The sequence below is a fragment of the Dyadobacter sp. 3J3 genome (assembly GCF_009801115.1).
Lineage (GTDB): Bacteria > Bacteroidota > Bacteroidia > Cytophagales > Spirosomataceae > Dyadobacter.
The window spans coordinates 57,424-80,509 of the sequence record NZ_VTOL01000005.1 but is presented as its reverse complement, the minus strand read 5'-3'; the positions used below and the strand labels follow the sequence as shown (position 1 = coordinate 80,509).

Below are 23,086 nucleotides of genomic sequence, written 5' to 3'. Positions count from 1 at the left end.
AGTTGACTATGGCTTAATAACTTACGCAGGATATTACAATGTTCAATAAAAAATGAAAATCTCCTTTATTGGTGCCGGAAATGTGGCATGGCATCTTTCTCAGGCTTTTGAAGATGCCGGTCACATTATTTGTGAAGTTTATAGTCGCGATACGCAGAAAGCCAGGCAGCTTGTATCCTTGCTGTATGATTCAGAAATTCAGCCGGACCTGAATTTTTCAGAAAGCGATACGCAGATTATTTTTATTACCGTTTCTGACGATGCCCTGAAATCGATCATTGAACGGATTGTTTTGCCAGAAGGCGTTATTGTTGTGCATACTTCCGGCACGAGATCACTAGCCGAACTTCAAAATCTGTTGGAAATTTACAGTGATGTTCCGGTGCAGACAGGTGTTTTTTACCCTTTACAGACTTTTACAAAAGAAGTCCCGATGGATTACAAAACGCTACCGATCTGCGTGGAAGGAACAAGCGACATTGTGGAAACCCGACTGACAAATCTGGCAGACAGCATTAGTAAGTATGTCCGCCATGTTGATTCCGACGAGCGGTTTATTCTGCATGTTGCGGCTGTTTTTGCAAGTAATTTTACCAACCATTTGTTAAGTGTTTCGCATGATCTCCTGGCTCGGGAGCAAATGAGCTTTGATTTGTTAAAGCCGCTTATCAATACAACCATCAATAAAGCACTGCAATCGGAAGATCCGGCACTTGGTCAAACGGGGCCGGCAAAACGGGGAGACTGGGCAACAACCGGCAGGCATCTTGAATATTTACAGGAAATAAATCCCGAGTGGACCGATATTTATCGTTTAATGACCGAACGGATCCGGACACGTCATATAGGAAATGAATAACCGGTGCTTCGCCGGGAAAAAAGTTAGACTATCTTTGCACACAATTCCAATCTTGAAATTTTATGAGTTCAGCCTTAGAAGAACGTTTCAAACAGATCACAACCTTTATTTTTGATGTTGACGGTGTCATGACCGACGGCAGTGTTATCGCACTGGAAAGCGGGGAACAGCCGCGGATTTTCAATGTTCGTGATGGTTATGGTATCAACCGCGCTGTTAAACTTGGGTATAATGTTGCCATTCTTTCTGCTCAAAATCAGGTTGGTGTTCGTAAAAGGCTGGAATATCTTGGTGTAAAAGACATTTTTATTGGCACAACTCCTGATGGAAAATTGCCAATCTTCAAAAAATATCTTCAGGAACGCGGTCTTACAGAAAACGAAATCGTTTTCATGGGCGACGACTTGCCGGATTATGAAGTGATGAAAACCTCCGTTTTGGGCGCTTGCCCAGCCGATTCTGATCAGGAAATTCTTGCGATTGCCGATTATGTATCTCCTGCAAAAGGCGGTTATGGAGCGGTTCGCGATGTGATTGAGCAGGTCATGCGTGCGCAAGGAAAATGGATGTCGTGGTTTGAATCGAAGTAAGAATTATTATACGTGGCACACTCGGAAAACAAACGTTACTTTCCCAACTTAAATGGTATCCGCTGCATAGCAGCACTTTTGGTGGTTTTTCATCATTTGGAGCAAGCCAAACATGCTTTTGGTATTGATAATTTATATGATGTAACGATCATCAAACATGCCGGACGATTGGGGGTGGGTTTATTTTTCGTGTTAAGTGGGTTTTTAATAACTTATTTGCTGCTCGAAGAAAAAGGCCGTTTCGGCGATGTTGACGCCAAGAAATTTTATTTACGCAGGGTTTTCAGGATCTGGCCGATTTATTTCCTGATCATCGGACTATCATTTTTTGTCTTCCCACATATTGATCTTCTTTATTTTCCGGGTGCTAATGAAAAGTTAGCTGCAAATGTGGCTCCACGGCTTGCACTGCTGCTTTTGGTTCTTCCAAATTATGCTTTCGTATTGTATGATCTTCCTTACTGGTGCGCACAAACCTGGTCGATTGGCGTGGAAGAACAATTCTACTATTTATGGCCATGGATTATCAAATATCCCAAAAAGAGTGGACGTATTCTTTTTCTCTTCCTATTCGTAACTGCGGTTTTGCTATTTGGCGGAGCTTATCTTTTGGATAAAACGGACGAGGAAAAAATATCCGCCATCACTACTTTCGTCGGCCAGTTCAGGATTCAAACGATGGCGCTCGGAGGTCTTTGCGCTTATTTGGTATATTCACAAAAAACAAAAATTCTTGATTTCGTTTTCAGGAAAGACGTACAGATTGTGGTTTACGCATTGCTAGCCATTCTGTTTTTCTCCGGCATTCATTTCACTGGATTTCTTGAATTATACGCGCTGTTTTTCAGCTTCTTTGTGCTGAATGTTTCCTGTAACAAAAACACGATTATCAGTCTGGAAAATAAGGTAATGAGTTATCTGGGTAAGATTTCCTACGGGCTTTATATTTATCACGTTTTTGTCATTGTCTTTATAATCAATGCTTTAAGAACGTTTGCACCACAAATATCAGGTACTGTCTACCATGTCATACTTTACGTTTTGACTTTTGTATTGTCCGTTGCGGTGACGGCGCTTTCCTATAATTATTTCGAAAAACCTTTACTGGCGTTTAAGGATCGGCATTTTGGAAGATAATTGTTTAAACGCAGAGTTATGGAGCCTTCCGCCGTGCGGTTTTCCCGCCGTGTTATTGGAGTTTTATTTTTGAGTCCGGGAGTTCGGACATGGTGTAGAATTTCAGGTTTTGTACTTTTGCTTCTTTCAGGATTGTTTCTAAAAATGTTACACTGAATCCGTATTGGCCATTTTTTGGTTTTTCATGTAGAGGCTGATGACCGAAAAGCATGATCGCCGTGTTTGTATCTTTCGCTTTTTTCAGTGCTTCTTTTATTTCCTTCTCACTGATATTTGTTCCTTCGTCAATCATCAGCGCATCAACGATTTTTCTTTTGTTGAAGGGATAATAAATCCAGCTCATGACTCTTGGCTCGAAATGATATACCGGTATTCCGAATAGTTTCCGCTCGGCTTGTGCTACGTCCCTTAAAATTTTAAAACCATGCGCCAATAAAATAGAATCCGCCTGATCGGTATGATTTCCACCCGGATGCGCGTAGGAAGTGGGTTTTATACCAATTTGTGCCAGATGTTTCAATCCAGGTTCCAGTTCGGTTTCGATGTACTTTTGCACACCGTCAGATTTCAACAGTTCTGTTGCATTTCCATGAATTGTTCCATGAAAACCAATTTCATGCCCGTCTCTTTGCAACTGTTTTATTTTGACAATTTCCTCGGTCGTCAGTAAGACTGGGCAGGTGAGGAAAAACGTTACGCGGGCGTTGTATTTTTGAAAGAGTGGCCTTAATGCATACCAATCGTCAATAAAATGATCGTCAAAAGAAATGGCGATACCGGCTTTTTCTGAGTCGGCTGGTTTTGTCTGGCAGGATAACAGAGAAAAAGTGACAAGAAAAAGAACATAAAAAGTCGGAACTCCTTTGACCCAGTGACAAGGTTTACTCCCCCAGTTCTTTAATTTCTTTATCAAAATCAGATGGTATTTTCGGTTTGTGTTAAATTTATTATTTGTCCCATTTAAGAGGGCCAAAGATATGATATTTCAGCTTTGACTTATAGAATTAAGCTGACTAACTGAACTGTCCAGAAATTCCGAACAGTTGCGACATTGTTTTATTGTTGGCTTTAAAAAAATATACAAATGTGTAATCTAACAAAACACATTTCAACTTGTAAGAAATTCTTACAAGTTGAAATGCAGCCATAATATCAAATGAAGTATTATTTTCGCTAAAATAATTACCCCAAATGAAAATTCTCCACACCGCAGACTGGCATATTGGAAAAAAGCTGGACAACTTCCCGAGACTGGAAGAACAAAGGCTTGTATTAGATGAAATTTGTGAGATAGCAGATCGGGAAGAAGTTGACGCGGTTGTTGTCGCAGGCGATTTGTTTGACAATTTCAACCCTTCATCGGAATCTACAGAATTATTATACAGCACATTATACCGATTATCAGCAAACGGAAGTCGCGCGGTGATTGCCATTGCCGGAAACCATGATTCCCCCGAAAGAATTGATGTCCCGGATGCCTTAGCGAAGGTCTGCGGAATTATTTTTATAGGATTTCCAAATGCTGAAATTAAACTATTCTGTACCCAGGCAGGACTTGAAATTACCAAATCAGATAAAGGATTCATCGAAATTAAACTTCCCAAGTCAGATATTCCGCTTCGTATTCTGCACACACCTTATGCCAACGAACAGCGCTTGAAAACGTTTTTAGGCATGGAAGATTCCGAAGAAAACCTGCGGACGCATTTGCAAAAACACTGGCGGGAATTAGCTGAAAAATATCTGGATGACGAAGGTTTCAATTTGCTGGTAACGCATTTATATGTGATGAAAAAAGGCGATCCGGCACCAGAGGAAGAACCCGATGAAGAACGTCCGATTTTACATATCGGCGGAGCCCAGGCTATTTACACAGAAAATTTCCCTGAACAAATCCATTATATCGCGCTTGGTCATTTGCATCGTTACCATCGTGTTGACAAGGTTCCGGCTCCTTCGGTATATTCAAGCAGTCCGTTAGCATATAGTTTTTCGGAAGCAAATCAGACAAAGTATGTCATTATCCTTGACGCAGATGCAGGAAAATTAAATAATTACCGCGCTATTGAACTGACAAAGGGCAAGAAACTTCGTCGCGGAAAATTTGATTCCATTGATGACGCCATAATCTGGCTTCAGGAGCATTCCGAAGACTTAGTCGAGCTCACAATCGTTTCGGATAATTATCTGGAAGCTGCCGATAAAAAACGACTGATGGAAGCACATTCCGGTTTGGTACAGATTATTCCCCAAATTAAGAAAATCGTAGAAGAGGGAAGCGCCTCAGCCATAGATCTTACTTTAAGTATGGAAAATCTTTTTCAGGAATATTTCAAAAGTAAAAATAAAGGACAGGAACCTTCGGAAGGTTTGCTTGATGTTTTTAGGGAAGTTTTGGGGACGGAAGAATAATTCAAAACCTATATTAATAAAAAAGGCAAGCCTACTGAAATGTAAGCTTGCGTCAAATTTTTTGTATAGTAACGGAGTAAAGTTTTTTCAGATGAAATTAGTTTACCCGTTTTAACTTTGCTTCAATCGTCTGCTGTGTGTGAGGCACCACACGTAACCTTTCCTTAGGAATCAATTTCCCCGAGTCGATACAAACGCCATACGTTCCGTTTTTGATGCGTACCAACGCATTTTCCAGCTGGATGGAGTATTTCTGTAACCGGGAAGCCAATTGTGTCAAATTTTCACGTTCACTTGCATCTGCACCATCTTCAATTGACTTGGCTGTACTGGCTGTGTTATCTGTGCCGCTATCGTTCTTTTTGCTCAAACCTCCCTTAATATAGTTCAGTTCACTAAGCGTACCTTCGAGTTTGCCGCGGATCAATACCTCAAATTCCTTTAATTCTTCCTCTGAATATCTCGTCCTTTCTTCTTGCATAGTCTTAATTGATTTGAAGCTGTATTAAGGTCCTTTAAAAACAAAAATAATAGTAATCAACTTTCTTTTTAACACTAAATTCAGGGAAAAGCTCCCTGCCACACCGAAATTACTCTCCGGGCATTTCCACTAACAAGGCAAAGCACTGATACTCAAAAAACAAAGCCACAACCTGCGGCGGAAATGGCTTTGTTACTTTTATGTTATTTTTATTTGTACAAAACAGTTTTTACTGCTTCAACAACACGTTTTACGTTTGGTAAAATTTCTTCGATCAGCGTTGGCGCATAAGGAAGCGGCACATCACGGTTTGTAACACGTATTACCGGTGCATCCATATAATCAAACGCGTTGCGCTGGATATGGTAAGCAATTTCAGTAGAGATAGATGCCAATGGCCATGCTTCTTCAACCACAACACACCGATTGGTTTTCTTTACAGATTCAACAACAGTTGCGTAATCGATAGGTTTAACCGTTCTCAAATCGATCAGTTCTACATCGATTCCTTCTTTTTCCAATTGAATGATCGCTGGCATAACCACACGTGGAATCATTTTACCGAAAGAAACAATGGTAACATCTTTTCCCTGACGTTTCACATCTGCTTTTCCAATCGGAATAAGATATTCTTCCTCAGGAACCATCATTTTATCACCATACATAACTTCCGATTCCATGAAGATAACCGGGTTATTATCGCGGATTGCTGATTTCAAAAGTCCTTTGGCATCATAAGGATTTGAAGGAATAACAACTTTCAAACCTGGCGTGTTTGCAAACCAGTTTTCAAAGTTTTGTGAATGCTGAGCACCCAACTGACCTGCATTTCCCGTTGGTCCACGGAAAACGATGGGTGCACCGTATTGTCCGGCAGACATAGAAAGAATTTTCGCAGCGCTGTTGATGATCTGGTCAATAGCAACCAACGAAAAGTTGAATGTCATAAATTCAATGATAGGACGAAGACCGTTTCCGGCTGCTCCAACCCCAATTCCTGCAAAACCTAATTCAGCGATCGGCGTATCAATCACACGTTCCGGTCCAAATTCGTCAAGCATTCCCTGACTGGCTTTATAGGCGCCATTATATTCTGCAACTTCCTCGCCCATCAGGAATACACTTTGATCCCGGCGCATCTCTTCCGACATGGCGTCGCGAATGGCATCTCTAAATGCTATTTCTTTCATCCGTAATTTTATGATTATTTAATGTTCCGTGGTTCCCCACTGGGATGTTACCAGGCAAATTCGTCCAAAGAGGGTAAAATTTTATAACGCCTGCTTTCATCAAAATAAGGTTATCAACACTGGTTTCGAAAATGATGTGGTAAAATTAGAGAAACAAGGTCAATTCTCAAATTGTTTAAACAACCATTATCAGAAAAGTAAAGATATATTACAATTTAAAGTCTTAATACATTGGAATTACATCCACCTCAACGGATAATGTATGTTTGCCCGAACTGAAAATAATTCCTTTCAGCGGCGGGACATCGCTGTAATCTCTTCCCCAAGCCGTAATAATATGACGCTCACCGGGAACAACATTATTTGTCGGATCAAAATCGCACCAGCCATAGTCGGGAATAAAAACTGAAATCCAGGCGTGGGAAGCATCCGATCCCTGCATTTTTTGTTTGCCCGGAGGTGGCAAAGTTTCCAGATATCCGCTCACATAACGAGCAGCAAAACCAAAGCTCCTTATACAAGCAATGGCCAGATGTGAAAAGTCCTGACAAACGCCTTTTTTCGCTGCAAGTACATCCCGGATGGGTGTATGAATCGTTGTAAAATCCGGAACGAAATCAAACTCCGTGAATATTTTCCGGCTTAGTGCATGCACACATTCATAAAGCGGACGGTCATCCTGAAAACAATCTTCGGCAAAATGAATGATCGTCGGATCCCATTTAATCAGCGGACTTGGCAACAGATATTCCAACAGCGAAACTTTCAAAGATCGGTCATTCATAAAACGTGACCGCGCTTCTGCACAGGTAACATCCGAACGGATCGGTGCACCGGTCGTTTCAGTTAGACATTCCACAATACTTGTCGTTTTCACCGTCAGTTTTTTATGCGGCGAATGAAGCGAAAAGTAATGCGTTGTATTGCCATAGTAATCCACACGTTCTACAATTTCAGCAGGCCTTGGCGTGACTTCCATCGTAAAATCCTGACAAAGCTGTTTCGGCAAAGTCCGTGGTGTGAGACATACCAGACTGTGATATGTGCTCACAGGCTCAACGTAATTATACTCCGTTAAATGAGTTAGCTTATATTTCATCGTTCTCTATCGGTTTAAAAAACGAATGTTGCATAATGGTATGGCTGAAATACATATTTGTCAGCGCCATAGATACCGACGAAATTAATCCGGAAACCTCTGACATCAGGTCAAATAACGCTTCGCGTTCCAGCGTAAACGGATCATATTTACTTAATTCGGGAATACTCGCCAGTTTTATTAAAGTTGATGCTTTCAGTACAGATTTTTGCGCTTCGTTCATCCTTTCACCCGACGTTCCCGGCAAAGATCCCAGATTTACTTTGAGTGAATCAAGAAGATAAACAATGGAGTAGGGCAAAGTCTTTTCCAGCAAAACCATGTCCAGCATCGCCTCAACACTTAATTGAGATTTATAGATCTGGCGATAATTGACCAGCAGATGATGATTGAGCAAGGTCGCTTCAATCAGTTCATTTTCAACATTGCCTTCGTTTTTAACACCAAAATTTGACTGGATAATACTCAGTCTGGACAAAATCCGTTCGATTATTTTTCCGGTATCAAGGAGCAGATAACTGTTATCCCGCGGCATTGTTTCGGACATCACACCAAGAAAGGTCAGCATACAGTTATAGAGCTTATCCAGTGTTTTCTGGACATTGCTGCTGTTCATGGTTGACGCGTTCTTTATCTCCTGAAAACTATTTTCAATCAGATCAACAATCCGCCAGATTTCGATATCCCACTGGTTTCTTACGGCTCCGACGGCATGTAAAAACGACGAAACATTTGAAGCAATAGTACCCGGCCGGTAAACATCGGAAGCCAGTCTGATAATTTCAATATACGGTTTTTGTAAAAGTTCCTGGTTCTCTTCCCCTAAAAATCCCGGATAAGTCGAGGACAAATGCGTCAGAGATTGAAGTAATATTTTGATATGTTCCTGTTTGGAAGAACCGCCAAAATTCCGGTCAATGTTCAGCACATTGATCACAATGTTCATAAACTTGGTAACCGCCATCGTCCGCTCACAATAACGGCCCACCCAGAAAAGATTTTCTGCACTTCGGCTTGGTAATGAAACTTGTTTTTTATAGGATGGTGTTACCGGAAGCATTATTTTTTCCTGAGGCTGATCTGTTTTATCAGAAACAATCCAGGTATCTTTTGATAAACCGCCATACTGATTGGAAATAACAAAACGGTCTTTTACAGGAGAACTGCGCGTAAGTCCGCCCTGCATGACGTGATATCCCTTTTCATCAGACACCAGAAACGCACGAATTGCTGCATAACGCGGTTCGATCATGCCATCAACCAGCGAAGGCGTAGTACTCAAACTAACTTCTTCTTGCGCGATGTATTCATGAGGCCGATGTATCAGTGCCTTTTTGAGATCTTCTTTATCTTTCGCAGTCAGCAAACGACCATAAACCGAACGGAATTTAGATTTCCGGTTTGCTTTTTTGATGATCAGTTTGTCAATATTATTTAAAACAAAATTCAGCTCTTTGGGTTGTCCGCACCACCAGGTGGCAACGGAAGGCATAATCAAATCTTCTTTTAAAAAATAACGACAGATGTTATGCATAAAAGCCAGAAACGCATGGTTTTCCAAAACGCTGGTACCTGGCGGATTCAGCACCTTTACATTTCCTTTACGAATCGCATGAAGCAGACCCGGAACGCCCAGACGGGAATCTTCACGCAGTTCAAGAGGATCACACCAGTCGTCATCGATCCGACGAATAATGACATCGACGCGCTGTAAACCTTCAATCGATTTCAACCAGACATATCCGTCGCGAACTAATAAATCATCTCCCTGCGCCAAAGTGTATCCCAGATAAGACGCCAGATATGCGTGCTCAAAATAAGATTCATTGTTTGGACCGGGTGTCAGATAAACAATATTTGGCGCTTCATTTATTTTCCCTGATAATTTTAAAACAGTATTTTGGATATTGTTAAAAAATGGAGACAATTTGCTCACGTACATCCCATCTGCAAGCTCGGGAAGCAGCTTACTCATGACCACACGGTTCTCCAGAGTATAACCAGATCCGGAAGGAGCCTGCGTACGGTTATCCACAATCCACATTTGTCCATCCGGCCCACGCGCCATATCGGCAGCGAATAATACCAACTGATTCGGAGTCGGAAGTATCAGATCGGCACAGGGACGGGAAAATCCTACATTATCGAAAACAAGTTCCGCAGGAATAATCGCGTCCCTGACCAGATTTCTGGGACCATAAATATCGCGAAGTATCAAATCAAGCAATAAGGCTCTTTGCTGAAGCCCTTTTGCTATGGTATTCCATTCTTTTTGTTCAATCAAAAAAGGAATCGGATCCAGCTGCCACGGACGGTTCAGTCCATCGACGCCTTCATAAACATTATAGGTAACCCCGTTTTCACGGAGTTTATCTATAATTTCCTGATTCCTTGTTTTGAGCTCATCAATACCAAGCTTTTCCAGCGTGGCAAAAAGGGCTTGCCAGTGTGGTTTCACACGACCTTTTACATCCAGAATTTCATCGTACGAATTTAACCCGCTGCGATAGGTTTGTAAAAGATTCACGGAAGCTTCAGTAAGCATAATAATTCAAATAATTTATCACAGGGAACGACTACTTCGCTTTCCAGTATTTTCTTAAATCCAGTGTATTTGGATATTCCGGGTCGATTAATTCAATCGGTGTATCACTTCTTAAATCTTTCTTCGTTTCGGCAACAAAACGGGAAACCGCTGGTGATGATTTGTCCAAAATAGGAACTTCCTGACCAAAAGAAGGTGTATGTCCGAAACCCTGGAACAAACTGATTTTCCTTGATTCTGCTTCAAAACTATTCACCGGATGCGTGTCAAAACTGCGACCGCCCGGATGCGAAACGAAATACGTACAGCCACCCAGGATACGGTTATTCCAGGTATCGACAATATCAAAAACCAAAGGCGCATCTGCTCCGATTGTCGGGTGTAGTGCAGACGGCGGATTCCATGCTTTGTAACGAATACCAGCCACAAATTCTCCCTTAATCCCGGAACTCCTAAGCGGTACACGGCAACTATTACAAACCAGAATATGACGTCCTTCAATAAATCCGCTTACTTTTACCTGAACTCTTTCCAGCGAAGAATCCACGAAACGGGAAGTTCCAGTGTTGGATAATTCTTCACCCAAAACATGCCATGGTTCGATACCGAGGCGGATTTCAAGCTGAATATTATCCACCGTAATTCCACCGTAAAAAGGAAAACGGAATTCGAAGAATGGGTCGAACCAGGAAATATCAAAGTCATAACCAGCGTCTTTCAGGTCATTTACGACATCAACCATATCCATGTAAGCAAAATGTGGCAGCAGGAAACGGTCGTGTAATTCGGTACCCCAACGGATTAATTTATGTTTGTAAGGCTCTTTCCAGAATTTGGCAATTAAAGCGCGCACAAGCAAGGTCTGAACCAGGTTCATGTGTTTGTGCGGCGGCATATCAAAAGCACGGAATTCAAGAATACCCAGTCGGCCCGTAGAAGAATCCGGTGAATATAATTTATCCATACAGAACTCCGAGCGGTGGGTATTTCCGGTAATATCTACCAGCAAATTCCTGAAAATCCTGTCGACCATCCAGAAAGGAATTTCCTCTCCGTCCGGAATTTGTTCAAAGGCAATTTCTACCTCATATAATTTTTCATCACGACCTTCATCAATACGCGGCGCCTGACTTGTCGGGCCAATAAACGGACCAGCAAATAAATAACTGAGCGCAGGATGGTGCTGCCAGTAAGTAATCAAACTTCTCAGCAAATCCGGACGGCGAAGAATCGGGCTATCAGCAGGTTTTGCACCACCAATCGTCACGTGATTTCCTCCACCCGTTCCGGTATGACGGCCGTCGACCATGAATTTGTCGGTACCTAAGCGGGAGAAAAATGCTTCCTCATACAACGCACTGATATTATCCACCAACTCCGTCCAGTTTTTCGCCGGATGGATATTTACTTCAATTACACCAGGATCCGGTGTAACGATCAATTTCTGCACACGGTGATCAGAAGGCGAAGGATATCCTTCAATCCGGATCGGCATTTGCAGTTTTTCAGCAGTTGCCTCGATGGATGCCATCAGATCCAGATAATGTTCCAGATAATCCGTTGGCGGAAGATAGACGTAAATAATCCCGTCACGTTCCTCCACACAAAGAGCCGTTTTAATCATCGGAACTTCAAAAAGTAACGCTTGCTCCGACGGCTTTTCTTTCTTTACCTTTTTATCTTTTTCCTCGTCGTCATCCTCAATTACTTTATTGTCGGGTGCAACATAAGCTGGAGAAACCGAACCATATCTCGCTTCCACAACATGTCTGTAATCTCCCAATGGCGGCAAATCCTCAAACGGACTTCGTTCAATCGGCTGCTCCCTTTTGTCTTTTGCAATTTCCGGCAATGAATCAAGCGGCAGCCTGAATCCGATCGCCGAATTTCCGGGAATCAGAAAACAGTTTTTTCTACGGAATTCCCAGGCACAACTCGACCAGTTTTCGTCTTTTACATTATATTTCAAAGGCAAAACATACCCGGTCGGATTGTTCAGGCCTTTTTGTAATAATTGGGCAAGTGTTCTTCTTTCAATCGAATCTTTAAGATTTACCTGCAACGGATCAATATTGACAGGCAATTTCCCTTCTTCCATCGCCCAATAAACCGGATCTTCGTAAGCCGGTGTAATATTATTGGTATCGATTCCCAAATATTTTGTCAGCTCTGTGGTGAAAATCTCGGCATCGCGGAAAGTGTATTTTGTTTCACCTTCTTTCGCTACCAATGCATCATTTTTCCACATCGGTAACCCGTCATTTCTCCAATAAAGCGCATATTGCCAGCGCGGGAATAATTCGCCCGGATACCATTTCCCTTGTCCGAAGTGAAGCAAACCGCCATGCGCAAACCGGTTTTTCAATCGCAGCGCAAGATCATAAGCCAATTGTCTTTTCAACGGACCGTCTGCAGCGGTATTCCATTCGGCACCTTCAAAATCGTCAATCGAAATAAACGTTGGTTCGCCACCCATCGTCATCCGCACATCACCATCCTGCAAATCTTTCTCCACGTCGTGGCCGACCTGCATGATTTTATTCCATTGCTCTTCGGTATATGGTTTGGTCACCCGCGGATCCTCGTGGATGCGGTGAACGCTGTTGTCAAATTCAAAAGTTACCTCGCAAACATCCGTTGCTCCTGAAACGGGAGCGGCACTGGCATAATCGGGCGTACAGCAAAGTGGGATATGTCCTTCACCAGCCAAAAGACCCGAAGTAGCATCCAATCCAATCCAGCCGGCACCGGGAACATAAGCCTCAGCCCATGCATGTAAATCTGTAAAATCCTGTTCCGGGCCGGATGGGCCGTCCAATGATTTAATATCGGAAGTAAGCTGAACCAGATAACCCGATACAAACCTTGCTGCAATCCCTAAATGTCTTAAAAACTGAACAAGCATCCAGGCCGAATCCCGGCATGAGCCGCTTCTGGTCGTCAGCGTATCTTCGCAAGTCTGCACACCCGCTTCCATACGAATATTATAACCAATGGAATTAAAAACACGCTGGTTTACGTGCACAAGAAAGTCAACGATTTTAATACCCTTTTCCGGCTTGTTTTCCTCAATCCATTGCATCAGTTTAGGACCTGATTCTCTTGGTTCCAGATAGGGCCCAAGTTCTTTTCCCAAACCCTGCTCGTACTGAAATGGAAAAGTCTCAGCATAATCTTCCACAAAGAAATCGAATGGATTAATTACCTGAAGCTTGGCAATAACTTCCACTTCAATACTTAATTCGGTTGCTTTTCCAGGAAACACAACCCTCGCCTGGTAATTACCAAAAGGATCCTGCTGCCAGTTTATAAAATGATTTTCGGGCGTGACCTTAAAAGAATATCCTTCGATGGCCGTACGGGAATGCGGCGCAGGACGTAATCTGAAAATGTGCGGTGACAATGAAACACTCCTATCAAACTTGTACTTGGTCTTATGTGAAATAGCAACTTTTATAGCCATAATTGGAGAATTACAATAATCAATGATAATTTGGCGGCAATGAATCTTCCTCGCTCTAAAAAAATGTATTATACGTATTTTTCAAAATATATTTCTACAAGAATTTATTTCAACAGAATTTCTTGTGAAACAATCTTAAAAAAGTAACTGTTCTGTCAATCCGAACCCGAAGGTAAGAAGATAAACTACGAAATCGGCTGTCGGCAATCGGCAGTCGGCCAAAAAGTCGCTCTTTCAATGCTTCACAGCCGAAAGCTGACTGACGACAGCCTTATGATATTCAACTAAAAGTTTCGTAATTCGCCGTGGGCAATCCTTAAACCGGGAATAGATTTTCGGCTGGTATTTCCCAAATTAACTTTTACCCTGAATTTAGTATCAAATAGATTTATTTAAAATGAAAATTGCAATCATTGGCTGCGGAAACATGGGACTTGCCTTCGCCCGCGCATTCCTGAAATTTGATCTGGTAAAAAAAGAAGATTTTTTACTGGTTGAAAAAAGTGACGACCGCATGGAAAAGCTCAGCAGCTTTCAGCCTGGCGTTATTACCGGCGTAATCGGACCTCAGATCGGAACGTATGATCTGATTATTTTATCTGTAAAACCACAGGATTTCGCCTCGGTTCAGGAATCTTTACGCGCCGTGATCACGCCAAAACAGGTTGTTCTTTCCATCATGGCCGGTGTGACCATTGCTAATATTCAAACCGTACTGGATCACAAAGCCGTAATCCGTGCGATGCCGAATACGCCTGCCATGCTGGGTATGGGTATTACCGCGTATACTGCTTCCCCGGAAGTAGATATTACCCAACTTCGCAAAATTGAAAATTTGATCAACGCAACAGGCCGTTCTGTGTTTTTGGAAGAAGAAGAACAGCTGAACGCCGTGACCGCATTAAGTGGCAGCGGGCCAGCTTATTTCTTTTACGTGGTAAAAGCAATGATCGAAGCCGGAAAGAAAATGGGCTTTGAAGAATCTGTGGCCGCGCTTTTGGTAAAACAAACGATGCTGGGTTCTTTCCATTTGATTAACACGGCCGACAAATCGCTGGACGAATTGATTAAAGCGGTTGCGTCGAAAGGTGGAACGACGGAAGCGGCTTTGAAAGAATTTGAGGCGGGGAATTTGGATGGGGCTTTGATTGGGGGGATTTTGGCGGCTGAGAAGAGGTCTGGGGAGTTGTCGAAGGGGTGAACGTCAAAGAATTTCTTATTATCTTCGTAATCATAAAGCATTTAAAGATGAGGACTATGGATGCAAATACAAACATTATTGACAGCTACTACACGTTGCTGAAAAACCTAAGCCCTGATAATAAATTGGAGCTTATCGCCCGACTTTCAAAGTCTATGAAAACGACTAAAAAGAAAGAGAAAGAAATTACACTTGATGCCTTGTACGGCTCTTGGATATCTGACCAGACAGCAGATGAAATGGTTGCGGAACTGAAAGAAGCCAGAAACTTCTCCCGTAAAAGAGAAGAGTTGTGAAAAAGTACTTACTCGACACCAATATTTGCATCTATTTCATCAAAGGACAGTTTGACCTACATCGAAAAATAAAAACAGTAGGCGAAGAAAACTGCCTACTATCTGAGGTAACGATTGCTGAACTAAAATATGGTGTTGAAAACAGCTTACAGAAAGAAAAGAACCGAAAGAACACAGAAGCCTTTATCGCAAAATTCGACATTCTTCCCATTTTCCCCGCACTTGACATCTACGCCAAAGAAAAATCCAGGCTTAAAACCAAGGGCAAAATTTTAGATGATTTTGATCTGCTTATCGGAGCAACAGCCATTTTCAATAACCTTACCCTGGTTACAAAAAACGTAAGCGACTTTGAGCGCCTGGATGAAGTTGTTATAGAAGATTGGACGGTGGTTTGACACCTCAGAGCAAAAGGGGAAATACTGATTAAAGCGGTTGCATCAAAGGTGGAACTGCTGAAGCGGCTTTGAAAAAATTTGAGGCGAGGAATTTGGATGGGGCGTTGATTGGAGGGATTTTGGCGGCGGAGAAGAGGTCTGGGGAGTTGTCGAGGGGGTGAGAAAATTGACTGTATGTTATGATTACAATTAAAGTAATCATAAAATTATGGAACATGACACAAGGCGGAAACAGAATACCACATCATCAGAGACATCACTTAAAAACACTTAAATAATGATAAAAAATAAATAAATCTAGTACAAATTGTATATGATTCGCACATTTAGAAGCTTGCGAGCATTTTAAATGACTCAAACATTTAAACCGACTATGAAATAAAACCGTATACTTGCGCTAAACAATTAGTATTTAAAAATGGTAAAACATAAGACACTCGGACAAGTTTTTACTCCAACTTGGATAGTGAAAGAAATATTAAACTTGATCGGCTACAACGATGACAGCATTTTAGACAAATATATTTTGGAACCTTCAAGTGGTGATGGTGTTTTTTTAATCGAAATCGTTGAAAGATATATCAACGTTTGTTTAAACAACAAACTTGAAACTAACCAAATTATTGATCGATTAGAAAAATATATCTATGGAGTAGAATTAGACAAATTGGAATTTGACAAATCGATAGAAAATTTAGATAGATTCGTAGAAAAAAAACTATCTATAAGCAAAAAAATTAATTGGAAAATTTATAACCAAAACACATTAGATTTTTTTAAAGAACATCTAAACTTCTTTGATTTTATTGCGGGAAACCCTCCATACATAAGAATTCACAATCTTGATACCAAGACGAGAGATATTTTAAAAAGAGATTTTTTGTTTTCAGAAGGGACAGTAGACATTTATTTATCCTTCTTTGAGATGGGCTTTAAAATGCTTAAGAGAACTGGATTATTAGGATACATTACACCAAATAGTTACCTACACAATTCTTCATATAAGTTGTTTAGGGAGTATTTAAAGAATAAAAAAATAGTAAAAACTTTAATAGATTTCAAAGCTAATAAAGTTTTTAAATCCTTTTCAACCTATACTGCCATCACCATTATAGATAAAAACTACGATGAAAATTATTTTGAGTATAAAGAACTCATAAATGATAAAATTGAGTGTGTAAATCGTGTATATTTTGAAAATTTAAAAAATGGCGATTGGTCCTTTTCAAATACGAAAGATCAAGACTTTTTATCTGATTTAGTGAAAGGTAGAAACTGTTCAATTAAAGATTTTTTTGACGTTCAATATGGATTTGCGACGCTAAGAGACAAAATTTTTATTTCAAGAACTAAGTATTACAATGAAGATGCAGTATACTTCAATGACTATTTAGTCGAAAAAAATATATTAAAAACCGTTGTAAAGGGTTCTAGATTTAAAGGAGAAATTAACAACAATGATCAAATTTTATTCCCTTACGAATTAGAAAATAATCGATATAGGGCAATACCCGAAGGAAAGTTGAAAGAAAACTACCCAAATGCTTATAATTATTTACTTAAAAACAAGGAAGAACTTGAAAAAAGGGATCTTGATAAGGGAGCTTTATGGTATGAATTTGGGAGAAGTCAAGGTATACAGAGTATCCATAAAGAGAAGATCGTTTTAAGTACCTTAGTAAATGGACGAATAGATTTTTATAAAGTTCCCAAGGATATAATGATCTATTCCGGTTTATTTATAATTAAAAATAAAGAATTTTCAGACTGGGCTTTAATAGAAAACACCTTAAAATCTGATGAGTTTTATAAATATATTAGACTAACAGGAAAGGATTTTTCAGGAGGATATAAATCTATAACTTCAAAACAAATAAAGGAATTTAAAATAAAAGCACATAATCCCGAAACACTGTTTTAATGATGATAAATGAATTTTTTTTTCAATTTTATGTAAGTGAGGAGCAAAAAGAATATGCTTCACAACTTGTAGAATACTCTATCTTAAATCACCCGGTTGCTGATATTTTTAGTAGTGATCCAAATGGTAAAGAAAGACAAAGGGAATTTAGATTTACAGGCACTCTAGGAGAAGTTGTATTTGCTGATTCTTATAACTTAGAAAGACCTAAGAGATCTTTTGGAGCTATTGATGGGCAAGACAATGGACAAGATTTTTTGTTAAATATTAATGGTAAGCAGATGTCTTGTGATGTGAAATCAATGGGTCGCAAAAATAACAATTTCAGGGAAAATTATGTTTTAAATTTACCTAAATATCAAATGGATAAAGACTCAGTTGTTACCGATTATTACTTCTGTATAAGTTTACATAAAGACTTTAAAAATAAATATATCGCTTCTTTTATTGGATATGTTTCAAAAAGTGAAATACAAAATGGCAAAATTGGAATTTTATATGAAGCTGGTACTAAAAGAATAAAAGATGATGGAGGTTACTTTACATTTCAAAGAGATACATATGAAATTGATTTTAAAGATATTTCAACTCCAATTTTAAATGATTCAATAAGGAAGCTTGACGGATTCTTAATTAAAACAATTCAACCTCCATTTAATAAATAATTATGTATCATGAAAATGATTTTCTAGAATCTATAAGCAGTTCTTTCTTAAAATATAAAGAATATGGTGCACGAAGTACTCAAAAATTATATCCAATTCATAAATATATTACTGACATTTTAAAGAAAATATGGGATGATAAGTACGAATATTTTTTTTTAGGTGAAGGCTCTAAAGAAGCTAAAATAGATGGAAAATATTACCCCAAAGATGTTGATATTGCAGTATTCAAAGACGGTAAAACTATTTTTTGTTTAGGTATAAAATTCATAACGAGTAATTACAAGCAAAACGCAAATAATTATTTTGAAAGTATGATGGGTGAAACGGCCAATATACAAGCGAACAAGATTCCTTATGCCCATATAATTGTTATGCGTTATGAAACGCCATATTATAAGAAAAACGACTCCAGCATATCTAGTAAAATCGAAATCATAAGCAGAAAAGATATTCAAAAATACTTAAATCTGATTTATGACACACCTCAAGCACACAGACCAAGTGATTTGTGCATATTTTTGGTTGATATTGACGAAAAAACAAACATTGTAAAAAAAACAAACATTAATAATGCATTTGGAGAAGACTTTGCAAATCTAATTGAACAAAAACTTTCGCCAGAAAACTTTTTCAAAGAGATAGAAAATTACAAAAATTATATAGAAGTTTTGGATTCTACAAAATAATGCAATCAGAGCCGTAAATGCTGAAATGATTAACCTTTATTGGAATATTGGTGAATATCTAAGTAAAAAAATTGAACAGGCTGAATGGGGCGATTCGGTGGTAACAGAATTAGCAAAACATATTCAACAAAATGAACCCGAAATAAAAGGATTCTCTGATAAAAATATTTGGAGAATGAAGCAGTTTTTTGAAACATACAGAGACTTTCCAAAACTCTCAACACTGTTGAGAGAAATAAGTTGGTCACATAATTTGGCTATCTTCTCTAGATGCAACACATTTGAAGAGCGAGAATTCTATTTAAAAATAGCTAAACAAGAAAATTTTAGTTTCCGAGAACTTGACCGACAAATTTCCGCCAGTCTTTTCGAGCGGACAGTAATAGGAAACTCAAAACTCTCAGCAGTGCTGAAAAAAAGTAGTCATAATCTAAAAAACACTTTCAAAGACAGCTATGTATTTGAGTTTTTAAATTTACCTGAGCCACATAGCGAAAATGATTTGCAAAGTGGACTTGTAAGACAAATGAAGAATTTCATACTTGAACTTGGAAAAGACTTTTTGTTTGTGGGCGAAGAATACAAATTACAAGTTGGCAACAGCGATTTTTACATTGACTTGCTTTTCTATCATCGTGGATTGCAATGTCTGGTTGCCTTTGAACTCAAAACCGACAAATTTAAACCCGACCATTTAGGACAACTGAATTTCTACCGCGCGGCGGACCGCTTGGAAGCATTAGACCGGGACGTGAAAAAACCGAAGGAAAATCCCAGTATCGGCGTTTTGTTGTGCAAGGACAAAGATAGTGAGGTCGTCGAATATGCACTTAGCAGAAGCCTCTCTCCAACAATGGTTTCACAGTATAAAACACAGTTGCCTGACAAGAAGCTATTACAACAAAAGTTGCACGAGCTCTTCAATAATGAAGCGGACGAGAAATAGGTAAATACTCTTAATTAGGCATTGCTAGACGGACTTGTAACCAGAAAAAATTCACCCATTTAAAAGAACTATTATGACGCCAAGAGAAATACAAATTGACGAAAAGAATAAAATTTTAAAGGGGCTTGAAAAAGTTTACGAGAAATTAATTGAGTTTAAAAAAATGAAGAATAGCGAACTCGTTATAATGCGTGACAATAAAATTGTCAGAATAAAACCGGAATAAATCAAAAAACTTATTTCATTTCCTACACAGAATTCAATCCCATACCCACCAGTGTGGGATTTTTTATTTTCAGCAAAACCAATCTCATTTCTGCCTTTCAATTCTCTAAACTAGGCTCTGCCAGACAGATACAATAGAAAAAGAATTCGCAAACAAACTTTTTTAGAAAATAATTACACTTAATAAATATTTGCAAACATTTTACCACACTTAAAAACATACTATACTGACAAACAATATCTTACAATTATTTTCTGAAAACTTTTTAAATTTTAATGTTTAGAGAACTTAACAATTAATTAACTTTGATAAATAGACTAAGCATCAAAAAGACTAAAAACATATAACATGGAAATAGCAAAACCATCTGAAAATAAGACTACTTACACGTCAGATGAAGCGTATCAGCAATCGCTCGAATATTTCAAAGGCGACGATCTTGCTGCCCGCGTTTGGGTTAATAAATATGCACTGAAAGATTCTTACGGAGCTATTTTTGAAGCCACACCAAATGATATGCACCGCCGTATCGCAAGCGAAATTGCGCGCATTGAGGTTCGCTATCCAAATCCAATGACAGAAGACGAGGTTTTTGATCTGATCAAAGATTTCAAATATATTATCCCGCAAGGAAGTCCGATGACCGGGATTGGCAATCCATACCAGATTGCGTCGCTTTCCAATTGTTTTGTGATTGGCAACAACGGTGATTCCGATTCTTATGGCGGGATCATGAAAATTGACCAGGAGCAGGTTCAATTGATGAAAAGGCGTGGAGGAGTTGGTCATGATTTGTCTCATATCCGCCCGAAAGGTTCGCCGGTTAAAAATTCTGCGCTAACTTCAACAGGCATTGTTCCGTTTATGGAGCGTTTTTCAAATTCAACCCGGGAAGTTGCCCAGGATGGAAGAAGAGGCGCTTTGATGCTCTCGGTGGCGATCAAACATCCGGATTCAGGAGATTTTATAAATGCTAAACTGGAACAGGGAAAAGTTACAGGTGCCAATGTTTCTGTCCGTATCGATGACGCTTTCATGCGCGCTGTTGAAGCACAGCAACCTTATACCCAGCAATATCCAATCGACAGCAAAAATCCGGTTTATACGAAAGAAATCGATCCAACAGCCCTTTGGAAAAAAATCGTTCATAACGCATGGCAATCGGCCGAGCCGGGGATTTTATTCTGGGATACCATTATCAGAGAATCTTTGCCGGATTGTTATGCTGATTTAGGATATCAAACGGTTTCGACAAATCCATGCGGCGAAATTCCTTTGTGCCCGTATGATTCGTGTCGTTTGCTGGCGATCAATTTGTTCTCTTATGTTGAAAATCCTTTTACTAAAAAAGCGGCTTTTAACTGGGAGCTTTTCAAAAAACACATCAATGCTGCCCAGCGCATGATGGATGATATCATCGATCTGGAACTTGAAAAAATTGATGCAATTCTGCAAAAAATTGATGAAGATCCGGAAGATGAGGAAATCAAACGCACCGAGAGAAATCTTTGGCTGAACATCCAGACCAAAGCAAGAGAAGGCAGAAGAACCGGAATCGGTATCACAGCCGAAGGTGATATGCTTGCTGCGCTTGGTTTACGTTACGGAAGCGATGAAGGCTCTGAATTTTCTGTTGAAATACATAAAACGATCGCACTGGAAGCGTATCGTGCATCAGTTAACACGGCCAAAGAACGTGGCGCTTTCACGATTTTCGACGCGGACAGAGAAAAAAATAATCCGTTCATGCTTCGTTTAAAAGAAGCTGACGGACAGCTTTATTACGAAATGCTGGAACATGGTCGCAGAAACATTGCCCTGTTAACGATCGCACCGACCGGAACAACCAGCTTGATGTCTCAGACAAGTTCGGGTATCGAGCCGGTATTCATGCCGGTTTATAAAAGAAGAAGAAAAGTGAATCCGAATGATCAGGATGCACGTGTCGATTTTGTGGATGAAGTGGGCGATTCATGGGAAGAATATGTTGTTTTCCACCACCGTTTCAAACAATGGATGGAAGTAAATGGTCATGATCTGACAAAAAATTACGGCCAGAAAGAACTGGATGATCTGGTAAAACAATCGCCGTATTACAAAGCGACTTCCAACGATGTGGATTACCTGAAAAAGGTGAAAATGCAGGGAGCGATCCAGAAATGGGTAGATCACTCGATCAGTGTTACCATTAACATGCCGAATGATGTGACCGAAGAATTGGTGGGAGAATGTTACCTGGAAGCGTGGAAAGCCGGTTGTAAAGGTGTGACTGTTTACAGAGACGGATCACGTTCGGGTGTTTTGATTTCAAATGAAGAAAAGAAAGAAGAAACTGAAACGAACAGCAACACGCCTTTCCCAACAATACGGCCACAAACTTTGCAAGCTGAAATTGTTCGTTTCCAAAATAAAAAAGATAAATGGATTGCCTTTATCGGTTTGATCGACGATCGACCGTACGAAATTTTTACTGGTTTCGCTGATGATGAAGACGGAATCCTGATCCCAAGATGGGTGAATGACGGTTTGATCATCAAAAACAGGGAAGCGGACGGAAGTTCACGTTACGATTTTCAATATAAGAATATGCGTGGCTACAAAACCACGATTGAAGGCTTATCCCACAAATTCAATCCGGAATACTGGAACTATGCAAAATTACTTTCCAGCACCCTACGCCACGGAATGCCGATTGAAAAAGTAGTTGACCTGATCAGCAGTTTACAACTGGATGAATCAATCAATACCTGGAAAAATGGTGTTGCCCGTGCGTTGAAACGTTATGTTCCGGATGGGACGGAGGTTAAAAAGCAGAAATGCCAGAATTGTAATTCTACGAATTTACTTTATCAGGAAGGCTGTCTGACTTGCAAGGATTGCGGTTCTTCAAAATGTGGATAAGAATTTAACAAATTATAATGCGCTGTAAATCAATGAAGTCAACCTGATGTTGGTTGGCTTCTTTTGT

At 39.8% G+C, this 23,086-nt stretch carries 19 protein-coding genes; 13 read left to right on the top strand and 6 right to left on the bottom strand.

Translation table 11 applies throughout. From position 1 onward, the window contains the following. The first annotated feature begins 52 nt into the window (after positions 1–52). From FZF08_RS12225 to FZF08_RS12215, 3 genes are all read left to right on the top strand, one after another. Positions 53–859 carry a Rossmann-like and DUF2520 domain-containing protein gene (locus tag FZF08_RS12225; RefSeq protein ID WP_159469151.1) on the top strand — a complete coding sequence of 269 codons (807 nt, stop codon included), beginning with the start codon at positions 53–55 and terminating at the stop codon, positions 857–859. Between the two features lie 62 nt (positions 860–921). Then, the gene (locus FZF08_RS12220) at positions 922–1,449 is read left to right on the top strand and encodes an HAD family hydrolase (protein ID WP_159469148.1); all 528 of its coding nucleotides are present in this window, start codon (positions 922–924) and stop codon (positions 1,447–1,449) included. 12 nt (positions 1,450–1,461) lie between these two features. Beyond that, the gene (locus FZF08_RS12215; RefSeq protein ID WP_159469146.1) at positions 1,462–2,586 is read left to right on the top strand and encodes an acyltransferase; all 1,125 of its coding nucleotides are present in this window, start codon (positions 1,462–1,464) and stop codon (positions 2,584–2,586) included. Positions 2,587–2,638: 52 nt separating this feature from the next. Here the strand turns inward: FZF08_RS12215 and FZF08_RS12210 are convergent, their stop codons facing one another. Further along, positions 2,639–3,499 carry a polysaccharide deacetylase family protein gene (locus FZF08_RS12210; protein WP_229216508.1) on the bottom strand — a complete coding sequence of 287 codons (861 nt, stop codon included), beginning with the start codon at positions 3,497–3,499 and terminating at the stop codon, positions 2,639–2,641. Between the two features lie 278 nt (positions 3,500–3,777). On the opposite strand from FZF08_RS12210, the gene FZF08_RS12205 reads away from it, so the two are divergent. Then, entirely contained in the window at positions 3,778–4,998 is a 1,221-nt protein-coding gene (locus FZF08_RS12205; RefSeq protein WP_159469144.1) for an exonuclease subunit SbcD, read from the top strand. A gap of 97 nt (positions 4,999–5,095) precedes the next feature. Here the strand turns inward: FZF08_RS12205 and FZF08_RS12200 are convergent, their stop codons facing one another. The 5 genes from FZF08_RS12200 to FZF08_RS12180 form a co-directional block, all read right to left on the bottom strand. Further along, on the bottom strand, positions 5,096–5,479 hold the full coding sequence (locus FZF08_RS12200; protein WP_159469142.1) for a TraR/DksA C4-type zinc finger protein: 384 nt from the start codon (positions 5,477–5,479) through the stop codon (positions 5,096–5,098). 209 nt (positions 5,480–5,688) lie between these two features. Next, a complete protein-coding gene (locus tag FZF08_RS12195) occupies positions 5,689–6,669 on the bottom strand; it encodes a pyruvate dehydrogenase complex E1 component subunit beta (protein WP_159469140.1) in 981 nt (326 codons plus the stop codon). A 223-nt stretch (positions 6,670–6,892) separates the two neighbouring features. Then, entirely contained in the window at positions 6,893–7,768 is an 876-nt protein-coding gene (locus FZF08_RS12190; RefSeq protein WP_159469138.1) for a transglutaminase family protein, read from the bottom strand. After that, positions 7,758–10,313 (bottom strand): circularly permuted type 2 ATP-grasp protein, encoded by a 2,556-nt coding sequence (locus FZF08_RS12185; protein ID WP_159469136.1) that lies wholly within the window; start codon positions 10,311–10,313, stop codon positions 7,758–7,760. The genes FZF08_RS12190 and FZF08_RS12185 overlap by 11 nt, the downstream gene beginning before the upstream one ends. 31 nt (positions 10,314–10,344) lie before the next feature. Continuing rightward, a complete protein-coding gene (locus FZF08_RS12180) occupies positions 10,345–13,776 on the bottom strand; it encodes a DUF2126 domain-containing protein (protein ID WP_159469134.1) in 3,432 nt (1,143 codons plus the stop codon). Between the two features lie 397 nt (positions 13,777–14,173). Here FZF08_RS12180 and proC point away from each other — a divergent pair, with 397 nt between their 5' ends. From proC to FZF08_RS12140, 9 genes are all read left to right on the top strand, one after another. Next, positions 14,174–14,977: a pyrroline-5-carboxylate reductase gene (gene proC / locus FZF08_RS12175; RefSeq protein WP_159469132.1), complete on the top strand. Its 804-nt coding sequence runs from the start codon at positions 14,174–14,176 to the stop codon at positions 14,975–14,977. A 56-nt stretch (positions 14,978–15,033) separates the two neighbouring features. Then, positions 15,034–15,273: a hypothetical protein gene (locus FZF08_RS12170; RefSeq protein WP_159469130.1), complete on the top strand. Its 240-nt coding sequence runs from the start codon at positions 15,034–15,036 to the stop codon at positions 15,271–15,273. Further along, entirely contained in the window at positions 15,270–15,671 is a 402-nt protein-coding gene (locus FZF08_RS12165; protein WP_159469128.1) for a type II toxin-antitoxin system VapC family toxin, read from the top strand. Before FZF08_RS12170 ends, FZF08_RS12165 begins: the two co-directional genes overlap by 4 nt. A gap of 418 nt (positions 15,672–16,089) precedes the next feature. Continuing rightward, the gene (locus FZF08_RS12160) at positions 16,090–17,592 is read left to right on the top strand and encodes an Eco57I restriction-modification methylase domain-containing protein (RefSeq protein ID WP_159469126.1); all 1,503 of its coding nucleotides are present in this window, start codon (positions 16,090–16,092) and stop codon (positions 17,590–17,592) included. Then, the gene (locus FZF08_RS12155) at positions 17,592–18,257 is read left to right on the top strand and encodes a hypothetical protein (RefSeq protein ID WP_159469124.1); all 666 of its coding nucleotides are present in this window, start codon (positions 17,592–17,594) and stop codon (positions 18,255–18,257) included. The genes FZF08_RS12160 and FZF08_RS12155 overlap by 1 nt, the downstream gene beginning before the upstream one ends. A 2-nt stretch (positions 18,258–18,259) precedes the next feature. After that, on the top strand, positions 18,260–18,946 hold the full coding sequence (locus FZF08_RS12150; protein WP_159469122.1) for a hypothetical protein: 687 nt from the start codon (positions 18,260–18,262) through the stop codon (positions 18,944–18,946). A gap of 25 nt (positions 18,947–18,971) precedes the next feature. Continuing rightward, complete coding sequence (locus FZF08_RS12145) at positions 18,972–19,892, top strand: YhcG family protein (protein WP_159469120.1); 921 nt, start codon at positions 18,972–18,974, stop codon at positions 19,890–19,892. Positions 19,893–19,965: 73 nt separating this feature from the next. Next, positions 19,966–20,118, top strand: coding sequence for a hypothetical protein (locus FZF08_RS31565; protein ID WP_200837072.1), 153 nt, complete (start codon positions 19,966–19,968; stop codon positions 20,116–20,118). A 348-nt stretch (positions 20,119–20,466) separates the two neighbouring features. Next, entirely contained in the window at positions 20,467–23,019 is a 2,553-nt protein-coding gene (locus FZF08_RS12140; RefSeq protein ID WP_159469118.1) for an adenosylcobalamin-dependent ribonucleoside-diphosphate reductase, read from the top strand. The last annotated feature ends 67 nt before the right edge of the window (positions 23,020–23,086 follow it).